The organism is Streptomyces sp. NBC_00876, from assembly GCF_045207435.1.
Taxonomy (GTDB): Bacteria; Actinomycetota; Actinomycetes; order Streptomycetales; family Streptomycetaceae; genus Streptomyces.
Genome location: NZ_CP108800.1, coordinates 1,697,486 through 1,711,874, shown reverse-complemented (window position 1 = coordinate 1,711,874; position 14,389 = coordinate 1,697,486). Strand labels below are relative to the sequence as shown.

Annotated in this window: 9 protein-coding genes; 6 read left to right on the top strand and 3 right to left on the bottom strand. The window is 71.7% G+C overall.

Annotation, left to right across the window (positions count from 1 at the left end):
* The first annotated feature begins 2 nt into the window (after nucleotides 1-2).
* Both OG782_RS07460 and OG782_RS07455 read left to right on the top strand, forming a co-directional pair.
* A complete protein-coding gene (locus tag OG782_RS07460) occupies nucleotides 3-803 on the top strand; it encodes a DUF1684 domain-containing protein (RefSeq protein WP_406448607.1) in 801 nt (266 codons plus the stop codon).
* 254 nt (nucleotides 804-1,057) lie between these two features.
* The gene (locus tag OG782_RS07455; RefSeq protein ID WP_406448606.1) at nucleotides 1,058-1,957 is read left to right on the top strand and encodes a S1 family peptidase; all 900 of its coding nucleotides are present in this window, start codon (nucleotides 1,058-1,060) and stop codon (nucleotides 1,955-1,957) included.
* Between the two features lie 75 nt (nucleotides 1,958-2,032).
* Here the strand turns inward: OG782_RS07455 and OG782_RS07450 are convergent, their stop codons facing one another.
* A complete protein-coding gene (locus OG782_RS07450; protein WP_406448605.1) occupies nucleotides 2,033-2,605 on the bottom strand; it encodes a DUF4231 domain-containing protein in 573 nt (190 codons plus the stop codon).
* A 69-nt stretch (nucleotides 2,606-2,674) separates the two neighbouring features.
* On the opposite strand from OG782_RS07450, the gene fsxC reads away from it, so the two are divergent.
* Together fsxC and fxsT are read left to right on the top strand one after the other, a co-directional pair.
* A complete protein-coding gene (gene fsxC, locus OG782_RS07445; RefSeq protein WP_406448604.1) occupies nucleotides 2,675-4,039 on the top strand; it encodes an FxsC protein in 1,365 nt (454 codons plus the stop codon).
* Nucleotides 4,023-7,940, top strand: a complete 3,918-nt coding sequence (gene fxsT / locus OG782_RS07440; protein WP_406448603.1) for an FxSxx-COOH system tetratricopeptide repeat protein — start codon at nucleotides 4,023-4,025, stop codon at nucleotides 7,938-7,940. Before fsxC ends, fxsT begins: the two co-directional genes overlap by 17 nt.
* Before the next feature lie 61 nt (nucleotides 7,941-8,001).
* Here the strand turns inward: fxsT and OG782_RS07435 are convergent, their stop codons facing one another.
* Together OG782_RS07435 and OG782_RS07430 are read right to left on the bottom strand one after the other, a co-directional pair.
* A complete protein-coding gene (locus OG782_RS07435) occupies nucleotides 8,002-8,499 on the bottom strand; it encodes a phospholipase (RefSeq protein WP_406448602.1) in 498 nt (165 codons plus the stop codon).
* A gap of 154 nt (nucleotides 8,500-8,653) precedes the next feature.
* Complete coding sequence (locus OG782_RS07430) at nucleotides 8,654-9,700, bottom strand: DUF3533 domain-containing protein (protein WP_406448601.1); 1,047 nt, start codon at nucleotides 9,698-9,700, stop codon at nucleotides 8,654-8,656.
* A gap of 157 nt (nucleotides 9,701-9,857) precedes the next feature.
* Between OG782_RS07430 and OG782_RS07425 the strand changes: the two genes are divergently transcribed.
* Together OG782_RS07425 and OG782_RS07420 are read left to right on the top strand one after the other, a co-directional pair.
* Entirely contained in the window at nucleotides 9,858-13,325 is a 3,468-nt protein-coding gene (locus OG782_RS07425) for a DNA polymerase III subunit alpha (protein ID WP_406448600.1), read from the top strand.
* Complete coding sequence (locus OG782_RS07420; protein ID WP_406448599.1) at nucleotides 13,322-14,320, top strand: hypothetical protein; 999 nt, start codon at nucleotides 13,322-13,324, stop codon at nucleotides 14,318-14,320. Before OG782_RS07425 ends, OG782_RS07420 begins: the two co-directional genes overlap by 4 nt.
* Nucleotides 14,321-14,389: the final 69 nt, after the last annotated feature.

The window sequence follows — 14,389 nt, the reverse complement described above, 5'->3', positions numbered from 1 at the left end:
ACATGAGCACGGACGCACAGCAGCAGGCAGCACGGGGCTGGAACCACTGGCACGAGGAGCGGACCGCCACGGTCGCGGCACCCTACGGGCCGCTCTCCCTGAACGGCACCCACTGGCTCTCCGACCACCCGGACGGACGCATTCCGGATGTCCCGGGGCAGTGGCAGGAGGAAGACGGCGAGCTGGTGCTCACCGCCGTTCCCGAGGACGGGCTGACCGTCGACGGGAAGCTCTTCAGCGGCCGGGTCCGGCTCGGCGCCGACCGCGGCCCGATCGACGGGTCCCGGGTCGCGCACGGCGGGCGGCGGCTGGTCGTGCTGAGCCGTGAAGGCCTGTGGGCGGTACGGGACTTCGACCCGGACTCCGCGGCGCGCCGCGCCTTCCGCGCCATCGAGGCGACACCGTACGACGAGCGCTGGGTGCGGCCCGGCACCTTCCGCCCGTACGGCATCTCCCGTACGGTCCGGGTCGAGAACGCCGACGGTGTCGAGCGCGGACTCGGGCTCGGCGGGGAGATCGCCTTCGAGCTGGACGGCGCCGAGCGCACGCTCCAGGTCGCGGTGGAGGGCGACGGCTCGCTCTGGGCGGTCTTCGCCGACGCCACCAGCGGGGACACCAGCTACCGCTTCCGCTTCCTGCGGCCCGCGGCCCCGGCCGCCGACGGCACGGTCACGGTCGACCTCAACCGCGTCCTGCTGCCGCCCTGCGCCTTCGCCGACCACTTCATCTGCCCCTTCCCGCCGCCCGGCAACACCCTCCCGGTCGCCGTCGAGGCGGGGGAGCGCAACCGTATCGACGGCTGAGCCACCGCTCCTTCCCGTCCGCGTCCGGCCCCGGCAGACCGTCACCTGCCGGGGCCGGACGCATGTGCGCGGTGCGGAGCTCAGGCCAAGGGGCGGTCTTGCGCGGGAAGTTGACGCCTTGAATACTCCCGAGCAGCGCTTGTCAGGGGCACGGCACATCCGGAACGCGGACAGGTGACCGTGCGCATGACTGCGCCTCACGGACCCGACCACCCCACAGGCGGGTCCCCGACTTCCCTCGGGAGGAATGACAAGTGAGGATCAAGCGCACCACCCCCCTCAGCACTGCCGCGAGACGCAGCAGGGCCGTCGCCATCGCCGCAGGTCTCGTGGCGGTCGCCGCACTCGCCGTACCCACCGCCCAGGCCAGCTCCACCGGAACGTACAGCGCCACCCAGCTCTCCGCCGCCAGTGACGCCGTGCTCGGCGCCGACGTGGCCGGGACCGCCTGGAACATCGACCCCGTGACCAAGAAGCTCGTGGTCACGGCCGACAGCACGGTCTCCGCGGCGGAGATCCAGCAGATCAAGGACTCGGCGGGCGTCAACTCGGGTGCCCTGCGCATCGAGCGCACGGCCGGAAAGTTCAGCAAGCTGCTCTCCGGCGGTGACGCCATCTACGCACCCGGCTGGCGCTGCTCCCTCGGGTTCAACGTCCGCAGCGGCAGCACGTACTACTTCCTGACCGCCGGTCACTGCACCGACGGCAACCCCCCCTGGTACACCAACTCCTCGAACACCACCTACATCGGCCCGACGGTCGGGTCCAGCTTCCCGACCAACGACTACGGCCTGGTGCGCTACGACAACGCCGCGGTCAGCCACGAGGGCACCGTGGGCAGCGTCGACATCACCAGCGCGGCCAACGCCACGGTCGGGATGTCCGTCACCCGCCGCGGGTCCACCACCGGTATCCACAGCGGCACCGTCTCCGCGCTCAACGCCACGGTCAACTACGGCGGCGGCGACATCGTCTACGGCATGATCAAGACCAATGTGTGCGCGGAACCGGGCGACTCCGGCGGTCCGCTCTACTCCGGCTCCAGGGCGATCGGCCTGACCTCGGGCGGCAGCGGCAACTGCAGCTCCGGCGGCACGACGTTCTTCCAGCCGGTCACCGAGGCGCTCAGCGCGTACGGCGTCAGCGTGTACTGACCGACAGGTGCCAGGCCGGCCCCCGGGACCGATACCTCGGTCCCGGGGGCCGGCGTCGTCGTGCGGGGCGAACGGTCATTCAGGTGCCGGGCTCTCTCCGGCTGTCCCCGGGCGCAACTCCTGTCGCGACTCCGGTACTTGCGGGGTCTGGACGTCGGCGTTCACCTGACCGCCCAGGGTCATCACATTCAGGGTCGCCGAGTTCTCGTTGGCGATCGCGCGCTCGACCCGGGCGACCAGCATGGTGAACGCCTCACCCTTCGGAAGTCCGGAGTACGGCCCCACCTTGGTCTGGAAGTAGATCCGCTCGTGTCCGAGGAGCTGCTCGGTGGACCGGTAGTTCTTCCACTGCTCGCGATAGCGGTACACGCTCTCCAGCGAGACGGAGCCGACCACGATCAGGCTCAGGACCGTGGCGATGAGCTTCGAGGCCGGCAGATCGATATTGACTAAAACGGGTACCAGGGCGCCTCCGACGACGGACAGTGTCCGCATCCGCAGATGCATGGCCTTGGTCTTGACCGCCTTCCGGTCGTACCACGTCTGATACTGCGACAGCCGGCCGTCCAGGTAGTCCTGGACCGTGTTCACGGGGCTGGCCGGGGAAGGGTGCGAATCGGTCGACTCATGGGCATGCGTGCTCGGCATGCAGGGGAGTACATCGGTGAAGCCCCGCCCCGGTCAACCTCGTTGGGGGCCATACTCTTTACTTCTCGGGTGCGGGAGCTCACACAGGACGGGGGGCGTGTGTACGCGACGCGGCAGCGGGCAGCGGACCATCGGCCGTACTTCTTCCTGAGCTATGCCCGCACTCCGGCATACGGCGGTGGCGGCGCGGACCCCGACATGTGGGTCGAGCGGCTGTTCCGGGATCTGTGCGGCCATGTGATGGCGATGACCGACCTCCCGGCGGGCGCTCCCGCAGGGGTCATCGACCGGGAGGTACGGTCCGGCGAGGGCTGGTCGGAGCGGCTGGGCGAGGCGCTCGCCACCTGCCGCGTGTTCGTCCCGCTGTTCTCCCCGCGCTACTTCGCCAGCGAGACGTGCGGCAGGGAGTGGTACGCGTTCGCCCAGCGGGCCATCCATCACCGCGCCCGTTCCGGACAGCAGGGCGAGGCGATCGTCCCGGCGCTCTGGGTGCCGGTCCCGCCCAGTCAACTGCCCGGACCGGCCGAGCGGTTGCAGTTCAACCACCGTGACTTCGGGGACCGCTACGTCAGCGACGGGCTCTACGGGCTGATCAAGCTGAGGCTCTTCGCCGAGGAGTACGAGCGCGCGGTGTACGAGCTCGCCAAACGCATCGTCAGCGTCGCCGACACGGCCGGGATCGGTGCCGGCCGCGCTGTCGACTACCGGCTGGCGCCCAGCGCCTTCGGCACGCCGGGCAGCAGAACGGGCGGCCCCCGCCCGATGCGGGTCACCATCGCGGCCCCCACCCGCCACGACCTGCCTCAGGGACGGGACGCCGGCTACTACGGCGATACGCCGCAGGACTGGAACCCCTACCACCCGGCGGCGGCACGCCCCCTGGCCTACATCGCCGAGGACCTGGTGCGCTCACTCAACTACCAGGCCACGGTCGTCTCCTTCGACGAGGGGTCCGGCGATCCCGGCTTCAGGCAGCCCCCGTCCACACCGGAGATCCTGCTCATCGACCGCTGGGCGCTCCAGGACGAGGACCGGCGCCGCCGGCTCGCCGCCTTCGACGCGGAGAACCGCCCCTGGGTGACCGTGGTCGTCCCGTCGAACCGCGACGACCCCCAGAGCAGGGCCGCGGATGCGGAGCTGACCGCGGAACTCGAACGGACCATGCCCACCAAGATGCGCCAGGGGCGGGCCTACTCCCGCGTCGCGGCCAAGGGCGTACCGACCATGGAGGCCTTCGGCCAGATCCTGCCGCAGGTGGTCGAGGTGGCCGCCCAGCAGTACCTGAGACACGCGGCCGTCTATCCGCCGGCCCCGGGCAGCGCAGGCGCCGCGGAACGGACGCGGCTGACGGGACCGATGGCGCAGACCCAGTACATCCCCGAGACACATGACGTTGCGACGCACGCGGAGGACACGGATGACGGCCAGTCGTGAAGGGCGCATCGTCACCTTCTACTCGTACAAGGGCGGCACCGGGCGCACCATGGCCCTGGCCAACACCGCCTGGATCCTCGCCGCCAACGGCCAACGCGTGCTCGCTGTCGACTGGGACCTGGAGGCACCCGGACTCCACCGGTTCTTCCACCCCTTCCTCGATCCGTCGACCCTCAGCGCCACCACCGGCATCGTCGACCTGATCACCGAGTACGCCTGGGCCGCGACCAGCCCGGTGCAGCGGGCCGAGGACTGGCACCGGGACTACGCGCGGATCCAGCCGCACGCGGTCTCGCTCACCCCCGAGGCGCTCGGCTGGGAGTTCCCCCGGGGAGGCACGCTCGACTTCGTCTCCGCCGGGCGGCAGAACCGCGAGTACTCCGCGACCGTCTCCACCTTCGACTGGGACAACTTCTACGACCGCCTCGGCGGCGGCCACTTCTTCGACGCCCTGCGCGAGGACATGAAGGCCAACTACGACTACGTCCTCATCGACAGCCGCACCGGCCTCAGCGACATCGCCGACATCTGCACCGTCCAGCTGCCGGACATGCTCATCGACTGCTTCACCCTCAGCGACCAGTCCATCGACGGCGCCGCCTCGGTCGCCCGGCAGATCTCCGAGCGGTACACCGGCCGCCCGATCTCCATCTTCCCCGTTCCGATGCGGATCGACGAGGGCGAGAAGGAGAAGGTGGACGCCGGCCGGGCACTGGCCCGGCTGAAGTTCGACCGGCTTCCGCTCGATCTCGACGGTGACGAACTCGCCGCCTACTGGGGCGCGGTGGAGATTCCCTACCGCCCCTACTACGCGTACGAGGAGACGCTGGCCACCTTCGGGGACGAGGCGGGGCTCACCAACTCACTGCTCTCCGCCTTCGAACGGCTCACCTCCGTCATCACCGGGCGGCGGATCACCTCGATGCCCCCGGTCGACGACGAGGTGCGGATGCGCATCCGTCACGCGTTCACCCGGCGCAGGCCGGCTCTGCCCGTCGACCTCCACCTCAGCTATGTGGCGGAGGACCGGATGTGGGCCGACTGGACCGAGTCCGTGCTCACCCGGGCGGGCTTCCGTGTCGTGAAGCATGATGCGTCCGCCGGACAGGAGACGCCGGCACCGGAGACCACCGCCGGGAACGGAGCCCGGACCGTGGTGCTGCTCTCCGCCGCCTACCTCAGGTCGCAGGACGCGGTGGGTCCCGCCGAGGCCCCGGGCAACGGGCGGCACCGGCCGCTGCTGCTCAGGACGGGTGATGTGCGGCTGCCCCCGGCCTGCCCCGACCGCAACACCGTTGATCTCTTCCGGCTCGACGAGGCGCACGCCACCACCGCCCTGATGCGTGCGCTCGACCGGCCCGTACAGCTCACCGACGCGGACGCGTCCGGGCCGCGATTCCCCAGCACCGTCCCGCGGATCTGGAACGCGCCGCCGCGCAACCCCGGCTTCACCGGCCGCTCCCAGCTGCTCGAGCGGATGCGCGACCAACTCGGCGGCGGCATGACCGTGGTGCTGCCGCAGCCGCAGGCCCTGTACGGACTCGGCGGTGTCGGCAAGACCCAGATCGCCCTGGAGTACGCGCACCGGTTCATGGCCGACTACGACCTGGTCTGGTGGATCACCTCCGAGCGGTCCGACGACGTGGTCGCCGGACTCGCCGAGCTCGCCGTCCGGCTCGGCGTCCAGGGCGGCGACGACATGGCCGCGGCCTCCCAGGAGGCCGTGGACCTGCTGCGGCGCGGTGTGCCGTCGGGCCGGTGGCTGCTGGTCTTCGACAACGCCGACGACCCCGAGGAGCTCCGGCGCTACGTTCCGCAGGGCGGCTCCGGACACATCCTGGTCACCTCCCGCAACCAGGCGTGGTCCCAGCACGGTGACGCGCTGCCCGTCGATGTCTTCCGGCGCGAGGAGTCCGTCGAGCATCTCCGGCGCCGGGCGCCGGGGCTGAGCGATGACGAGGCCGCCCGGGTGGCCGCCGCGTTGGGCGACCTGCCGCTGGCCGTCGAACAGGCGGCGGCCTGGATCGCGGAGACCGCCACCCCGATCGGCGTCTATCTGGAACAACTGGCCCGGCAGGCCCCCGAGACGCTGGCCCTCAGCCAGCCGGCCGGCTACCCCGAGCCGGTCGCCGCGACCTGGAACATCTCCATCCGGCGTCTCAAGGAGCGCTCGCCCGCCGCGGTGCGGCTGCTCCAGCTCTGCGCCTTCCTCGACCCGGGGCCGATCTCGGCGAATCTCCTGTACAGCAAGGAGATGATCGACGCGCTGAAGACGTACGACGTCTCGCTCCAGGAGAAGCTGGTGCTGGGCCGGGTCATCCGGGAGATCGGCCGGTTCGCCCTGGCCAAGGTCGATCAGGTCTCCAACTCGATCCAGATGCACCGGCTCGTCCAGTCCGTCATCCGGGCCCAGCTCAACGAGGAGGAGCAGCAGGAGGCCCGGCACGTCGTCCACCGCATTCTGGCGGGCGCCAGGCCCTATGACGACGAGCCGGTCGACAGCCCGGCCAACTGGGCGCAGTTCAGCACGATCTGGCCGCACCTCGATCCGTCCGGCGCGCGGACGTGCAAGGAGCCCGAGACCCGCAGGCTGCTGATCGACCGGGTGCGCTACCTGTGGAAGCGCGGTGATCTGCGGGCGGCCACCACGCTCTGCGAGGAACTGCGCGAACTCTGGCGCGAGACGCTGGGGGAGCGGGACATCCAGTACCTCTACCTCCGCTTCCACCTCGCCGGCATCCACCGCTCGCAGGGCCGTTACGCGGAGGCCAGGGAACTCGACGAGATCACCCTGGCACGGCAGACGGAGGTGCTCGGTCCGGAGCATCCGCACACGTACATGAGCACCAGCAGTCTGGCGACGGACCTCGGCGCGCTGGGCGAGCACATCAAGGCGACCGAGCTGGCCACCGCGGCCACCGAGGGGTTCGGCCAGATCTTCTCGGACTGGCATCCCCAGAGCCTGGCGGCGGCCGACAACCTGGCGTTCACGCTCCGGGTCGCCGGTCAGTACGAGCGGGCCCGCGAGATCGACCAGGACGTCTACGACCGGCGCGCCGAGATGTTCGGCGCCGAGCATCCGCACAGCCTCTCCTCGGCCATGAACCTGGCCCGCGACCTGCGTGACGTCGGACGGTACGAGGACTCGGTCACCCTTCTCAGCCGTACGTACGACAGCTACAAGGCAACGCTCGGCCGGGCCTTCCCCGGCACGCTCGGCGTGGCGACGAGCCTGGCCGTGTCGCTGCGGCGCGCGGGCAGGCTGGAGGACGCGCGCCGGCTCACGGCGGCGACCCGGGCCCGGTACCGGGCCAAGGACGACGCGGCCAACCCCGAATCGCTGGCCTGCGACCTCAGCCTGGCGGCCGATCTGTTCGCGGCCGGCGAGGCGGCGGAGGCCAGGGACGCGGCCCAGTGGGTCGTCGAGCAGTACATGGAGATGCCGGGCGAGAAGCACCCGTACACCCTGGCCGCCCTGAACAACCTGGGCGTCTACCTCGGGGGCAACGGTGCGGTCCAGGAGGCGGAGCAGCTGCTGACCCGGGTGGTCGCCTCGATGGAGGAGGTGTACGGGCAGGAGCACCCCCACACGCTGTTCACCACGATGAACCTGGCCAACGCCATGGCCGGACGGGGCGAACCGGACCTGGTGCTGGAGACCGAGCGACGGGTGGCCGCCCGGCTCCGGGAAGCACTGGGGGACCGTCACCCGGAGACGCTGGCGATGACGGCGAACATGGCCGTCACCCTCGGTGCGATGGGGCGCGGGGAGGAGGCACTCCGGGTCAGGACGGAGACGGCCGACGAGCTGGGGCGCCGGCTCGGCGACGACCATCCGCTGACCCGGACCGCCCGGGGCGAGGACCGGTTCCGGCGCGAACTGGAACCGCTGGCCGTATGAGCGACGGGAGTGTCGGACGAGTGGTCCCCGACGGTGCCGGGGACCACTCGGACCGTGCCGGTCAGGCGGCCTGAGCCGGTCTGCCGGAGTTCGCCTTCGCCGGTGCGACGCCGAAGATGTCGACCGCGTGGTAGTACGTCCAGGCCGTCGCGTTGCACGAGGTCTGCTTCGCGCCGGAGTAGGCGGCGCACACGCGCTTGAGATCCGCGTAGAGCGCGGAGTCGATGCGGGCCTTGTTGGCGGAGAACGTGCCGGCGGCCTTGTAGTTCCGGTAGCCGAAGTCGTGGCGGGCGCAGGCTGTCTGGAAGGGGAAGCCGAAGGGGTTGTCGGGCGAGGTGCTGCAGTAGTCCGTCGACCAGTCGAAGCCGTAGGACGCCCATGCGCCCTGGTTGTTGCGGGCGGCGTTCCAGGCGTTGTAGCTGGAGGCGCTGGTCTGGGTCCAGGAGCTGAGGACCTGGGGCTTGTCCGCGGGGGCGGCCGAGGCGGATGCGGTGGGGAGCAGGGCGAGCGGGAGCGACAGGGCTACGGTGCCGAGTAACGCGGCGGCATGGCGGCGCATGAGCAACCTCCGTGGGGTGAGGGAGAGTTGTGCTGTCCCGCTCATCTCGTGGGATGTGCGGGGCCACCCCAGAATGCCGCCATGCGCCTGCCGTGCCTAGCTGTTGGGTCAACTGGACACCGAAGGTGGACAACTGTTGGAGCGCTGTTCTCCGCTACGCCTGTGTCGAGCCCCCGCCCGCCGCCCCCGCGAGCGGGACATCCGCCGCCTCCGGCTTCCTCCGCATCGCCATCAGCAGGGTGATGACCGTGCCCACCACCGCCCACGCGGACAGCACCAGCAGCGGTCCGGTCACCGCGTTGCCCTTGAAGTACGCGATCGAGCGCGCCACCCAGGTGCCGGCCCCCGGCGGCAGTGCGGGGCCGATCGCCCGCCAGAAGTCCGGCAGCATCGGGAGCGGGAAGGCGCCGCCCGCGCTCGGGTTGCCCGCGATCACCACGATCAGTACGGCCAGGCCGATGCCGACGATGCCGGTGAGTGCCTGCAGGGCGAGCGTGATCATGCCGACCGCGAAGACGGTCAGCGCGCCCAGGCCCGACAGTCCCCAGAAGGATCCGGGCAGGGCTCCGAGGATCGGGCCGATGATGATCGCGCCGCCGATTCCCCCCGCGATCGAGTACAGCGCCATGACCCCGGTCCTGATCAGCGCGCGCTGACGGTTGGCGGGGCGGGAGCCGGCGCTGATCGCCAGGATCGAGGCGCAGAGGTAGCCGCCGACGCACCAGCCCACGACCAGGTAGAAGGAAGAGAGCCCGTCGAAGTCCTCGCTCGATGCCGGGGCCACGTCCACGGTGCGCACGGTGCGCTGCTGGGTGAGCTCGACCTTCGTCATGATCTTCGCCAGGGAGTCGGCCAGGACGGTGCCCCCGCCGGAGGCGACCAGCACGGTGTCGGTGGTGCCCCGGGGGTCGACGATCAGTGCGCCGTCGATGTCGCGGTTCAGGATCTGCTCGCGGGCGGTGGCCGCGTCGGTGACCGCGCGGGGGTCCAGGGGGCCGCCGGGGAGGTTCTTCAGATCGGTGACGAGCTGGGTGGACACCTGCTGGGGGGCCACGACACCGAAGGGGACATCGGTCGGCTTCGGCTTGTGGAGCGCTCCGACGTAGGAGGCGATGAACAGCAGCTGCAGCGCCAGCACGCCGATGACGAGCAGTGCGGCCCGGGGAGTGACGGCGTTCTTCACCTCGTCAGCGAAAGTCATGTCCTCACGGTCCGGGGTGCCCGCCGTTCACGCAGTCGGGGCCGGGCCGAATGGCTGAGGAGGTGGCCCGCGCTCCGGGTATCGCACGAATGTTCGAAACTTGGTCTATGGTGGAGAACGAGGGGGTGGTGAGTACGGATCGGTTCAGGAGGTGCGGGTGCCCGGGTTCACGCATCTGCATACCGTTTCCGGGTTCTCCCTGCGGTACGGGGCCTCGCACCCGGAGCGGCTGGCGGAGCGCGCCGCCGAGCGCGGGATGGACGCTCTCGCGCTGACCGACCGCGACACCCTGGCGGGTACGGTCCGGTTCGCCAAGGCCTGCGAGAGGGCAGGGGTGCGGCCGCTCTTCGGAGTGGAGCTCGCGGTGGCCCCCGCCGGGCGCGCGGAGGGTGACGGACGTACGCACCGGCTGCGGACCCCGGTACGCGGCGGCGCCTTTGTCGATGAATCCGCACCCCGGGTCACCTTCCTCGCCCGCGACGGCGCCCAGGGCTGGGCCGAGCTGTGCCGCCTGGTCACCGCCGCCCATGCCGTGGTGCCCGACGGCGGGCGGCCCCTGCTCGACCGCTCCGTACTGCCCGCCGAAGGGCTCACCGTGCTGCTCGGCCCCGCCTCCGAGGTGGGCGGGGCGCTGGCCGCCGGCCGCCCCGACCGGGCCGCCGCCCTGCTCGCCCCCTGGCGGGAGGTGTACGGCGACGGCCTGCGGCTCGAGGCCGTCCACCACGGCCGGGACGGCACCGGACCCGGTTCGCTGCGGCTCGCCGCCCGTACCGTCGGCTTCGCCGCCGAACAGGGGATACGGGCCGTGCTGACCAACGCCGTCCGGTACGCCGACGCGGGACAGGGGCCGGTCGCCGATGTGCTCGACTCCGCCCGCAGGCTCGTCCCCGTCGACCCGCGCCGCGCCCCGCTCGACAGCGGTGAGCGCTGGCTCAAGGACGCCCGTGCGATGGCGGAGACCGCCGAGCGGATCACCGCCGCCGCTGGACTCGGCCCCGGAGCCGGGGCGCGGCTGCTCGCCGAGACCCGGCACACCGCCGACGCCTGCGTGGTCGACCCCCAGGGCGACATCGGCCTCGGCTCCGTGCACTTCCCCGAACCGCACCTCGTCGGCGCGGACCGCCGGACCGCCCAGCGGGTGCTGGCCTCCCGGGCCGCCGCGGGCATGGTGCTGCGCGGCTACGACGGCAGACGCGCGTACTGGGACCGGATGCACCGTGAACTGGACATCATCGCCCACCACGGCTTCGCCTCGTACTTCCTGACGGTCGCCCAAGTAGTGGACGACGTACGGGAGATGAAGGTCCGGGTGGCCGCGCGGGGCTCCGGCGCCGGTTCCCTGGTCAACCACCTCCTCGGCATCGCGCACGCCGACCCGGTCGAGCACGGGCTGCTGATGGAACGCTTCCTGTCCAAGCGCCGCTTCGTGCTGCCCGACATCGACATCGACGTCGAGTCGGCCCGCCGTCTCGACGTCTACCGCGCGATCATCGGCCGCTTCGGCACCGAACGGGTCGCCACCGTCGCCATGCCCGAGACCTACCGGGTGCGCCACGCCATCCGCGACGTCGGCGCCGCGCTCTCCATGAACCCGGCCGAGACCGACCGGCTCGCCAAGGCCTTCCCGCACATCCGGGCCCGCGACGCCCTCGCGGCCATGGAGGAACTGCCCGAACTGCGCGAGGTCGCGCGGGAGAAGGAGAAGTACGGCCGGCTCTGGGAGCTGGTCGAGGCGCTGGACGCACTGCCGCGCGGCATCGCCATGCATCCGTGCGGGGTCCTTCTCTCGGACGCCTCACTGCTGCGCCGCACCCCCGTCATGCCCACCAGCGGCGAGGGCTTCCCGATGGCACAGTTCGACAAGGAGGACGTGGAGGACCTCGGGCTGCTCAAGCTCGACGTGCTCGGTGTGCGGATGCAGTCGGCGATGGCGCACGCGGTCGCGGAGGTCGAGCGGGCCTCGGGCCAGGAGGTCGACCTGGACGCCGTGGAGCCGGGCGACCCGGAGACGTACCGGCTGATCAGGAGTGCCGAGACGCTGGGCTGTTTCCAGATCGAGTCGCCCGGCCAGCGCGATCTGGTCGGCAGGCTCCAGCCGGCCACTTTCCACGACCTGGTGGTCGACATCTCGCTGTTCCGGCCCGGCCCGGTCGCCGCCGACATGGTGCGCCCGTTCATCGAGGCCCGGCACGGCCGGGCGCCGGTCCGCTATCCGCATCCCGATCTGGAGGGGCCGCTGCGCGAGACGTACGGAGTGGTGGTCTTCCACGAGCAGATCATCGAGATGGTCGACATCATGACCGGCTGCGGCCGGGACGAGGCCGACCGGGTCCGGCGCGGGCTCTCCGACCCCGAGTCGCAGGGCCGGATCAGGCTCTGGTTCGCCCAGCACGCGGCGGCCCGGAAGTACGACGTGGAAGTGATCGCCCGCGCCTGGGAGATCATCGAGGCGTTCGGCAGCTACGGCTTCTGCAAGGCGCACGCGGTGGCCTTCGCCGTACCGACGTACCAGTCGGCCTGGCTGAAGGTGCACCACCCGGCGGCCTTCTACGCCGGGCTGCTCACCCATGACCCGGGGATGTACCCGAAACGGCTGCTGCTCGCGGACGCGCGGCGGCGCGGGGTGCCGGTGCTGCCGCTGGACGTGAACCGGTCGGCGGCCGCCCATCGAATCGAACTGGTGTCTGGTGCGGAGGGGGAGGGCGGGACCTGGGGACTGCGGCTGGCGCTTTCGGACGTCCACGGGATCAGCGAGGCCGAGGTCGCCCGGATCGAGGCCGGACAGCCCTACACCTCGCTGCTGGACTTCTGGCAGCGGGCCAGGCCGGGCAAACCGGCCGCCGAACGGCTGGCCCAGGTCGGCGCGTTGGACGCGTTCGGCGCCAACCGCCGCGATCTGCTGCTGCATCTGTCCGAACTCCACCGCGCCCAGCGGGGCGCGGGCTCCGGCGCGCAGCTCCCGCTCGGCGGCGGGCACCGCACCGGCTCCATCGGCCTGCCCGACCTCAACGAGGCGGAACGGCTCAGCGCCGAGCTGGGCGTGCTGAGCATGGACGTCTCACGCCATCTGATGAGCGATCACCACGCCTTCCTGAAGGAGCTCGGCGCGGTCTCGGCCAAGCGGCTGCGCGAGGCGCGGCACGGGGACACCGTGCTGGTCGCGGGCGCCAAGGCGGCCACCCAGACCCCGCCGGTCCGCTCCGGCCGCAGGGTCGTCTTCACCACCCTGGACGACGGTACGGGCCTGGTGGACCTGGCCTTCTTCGACGACAGTCACGCCGCCTGCGCGTACACCGTCTTCCACTCCTGGCTGCTGCTGGTGCGCGGGGTGGTGCAGCGGCGCGGGCCGCGGAGCCTGAGCGTGGTCGGTGCGGCCGCCTGGAACCTGGCGGAGCTGGCCGAACTGCGGCGCACCGGCGGACTCGACGCGGTCGCGGCCCGGCTGGCGCAGGCGCCTGTTTTGGAGGAGGACGCCGCGCCGCACGAGCCCCCGGCGGATGACGGCCGCCGGATCCGGATGCCCACCGGGTACGAGATGAACCCCTGGTCCGACCTCCAGCCACCCGGCGAAGGCGTACCCACCGGAAGGAAACTGTGGCACCAGAGCCCGGGGAGCGCGGGATGAACGAGCAGCCCGGAATTCTCTGCCTGCGGTTCCGCCGGGTCGGCGGCGGCCTCCCGGACGGCGCCGGCTACGCGGGGCTGCTCGCCCTGCTCGGTTCGTTCACCCCCCTCGTCGAGGCGGCCCCGCCCGACGGGGCGCTCGCCGATGTACGGGGCGCGCTGCGCTACTTCGGGCGGGACGTGAAGGGGCTGACCTCGGTGATCCGGGTCCGCGCACTGGCCCTGCACGGGGCGGACTGCGCGATCGGGGCCGCGCAGAACCCGATGCTGGCCCGGATGGCGCTGCGGCAGGCCGCGCCCGGGACGACCTTCGTGGTGCCGGCCGGCGGGGCCGCCGCCTTCCTCGCGGACCGGCCGGCCGCCGCACTGGACGGCGTCGGGGCGGCGACGGCCCGCACCCTGTGCGGATACGGGCTCGACTCCGTCGGCCGGATCGCGGCCGCCCCGCTCTCCACCCTGCAACGGATCACCGGGGTGCGGACCGGGCGCGAACTGTGGGAGCGGGCGCACGGCATCGACCGCACGGCGGTCGTGCCGAACGCCGCCGCCCGGTCGGTCGCCGCCGAACGGACCTTCCCGCGCGACGAGCTGGACCGCGAGCGGCAGCGGCGTGCGCTCATGTCGCTCACCGAGGAACTGGGGGCGAGGATGCGCGGCGAGGGGCAGGTGTGCCGCTCGCTCGCGGTCTCCGTGCGCTACGCCGACCGGACCGGTTACTCGACGCTGACCCGCAGCCGTACGCTCCGCGAGCCCACCGCCCACTCCGCGGAGCTCACCGCGCTCGCGTACCGGATCCATGACTCGTTCGCCCTGCAACGGGCCCGGGTGCGGGGGATCGCGCTGCGTGCCGAGGGGCTCGGCGACGCCGGGCGGGCCGCCCGCCAGCTGACCTTCGATCCGGTGGACGAACGGGTGCGGCGGATCGAGGCGGTCGCGGACCGGCTGAGGGAGAAGTACGGGCCGCAGGCCGTGATGCCGGGGCGGCTCGCGGCCTGACCTGCCCGTCGGGGGCTGTCCTGAAGTCGCGAGTGCTGCCGCGTCAGTTTTTACCGACGCGTAACTTCC

Bases quoted from the DNA above. Each gene is read 5' to 3' on its own strand.
- OG782_RS07460 (WP_406448607.1), top strand. From the start codon at position 3: ATGAGCACGGACGCACAGCAGCAGGCAGCACGGGGCTGGAACCACTGG.
- OG782_RS07450 (WP_406448605.1), bottom strand. From the start codon at position 2,605: ATGCCGAGCACGCATGCCCATGAGTCGACCGATTCGCACCCTTCCCCG.
- fxsT (WP_406448603.1), top strand. From the start codon at position 4,023: ATGACGGCCAGTCGTGAAGGGCGCATCGTCACCTTCTACTCGTACAAG.
- OG782_RS07435 (WP_406448602.1), bottom strand. From the start codon at position 8,499: ATGCGCCGCCATGCCGCCGCGTTACTCGGCACCGTAGCCCTGTCGCTC.
- OG782_RS07430 (WP_406448601.1), bottom strand. From the start codon at position 9,700: ATGACTTTCGCTGACGAGGTGAAGAACGCCGTCACTCCCCGGGCCGCA.
- OG782_RS07420 (WP_406448599.1), top strand. From the start codon at position 13,322: ATGAACGAGCAGCCCGGAATTCTCTGCCTGCGGTTCCGCCGGGTCGGC.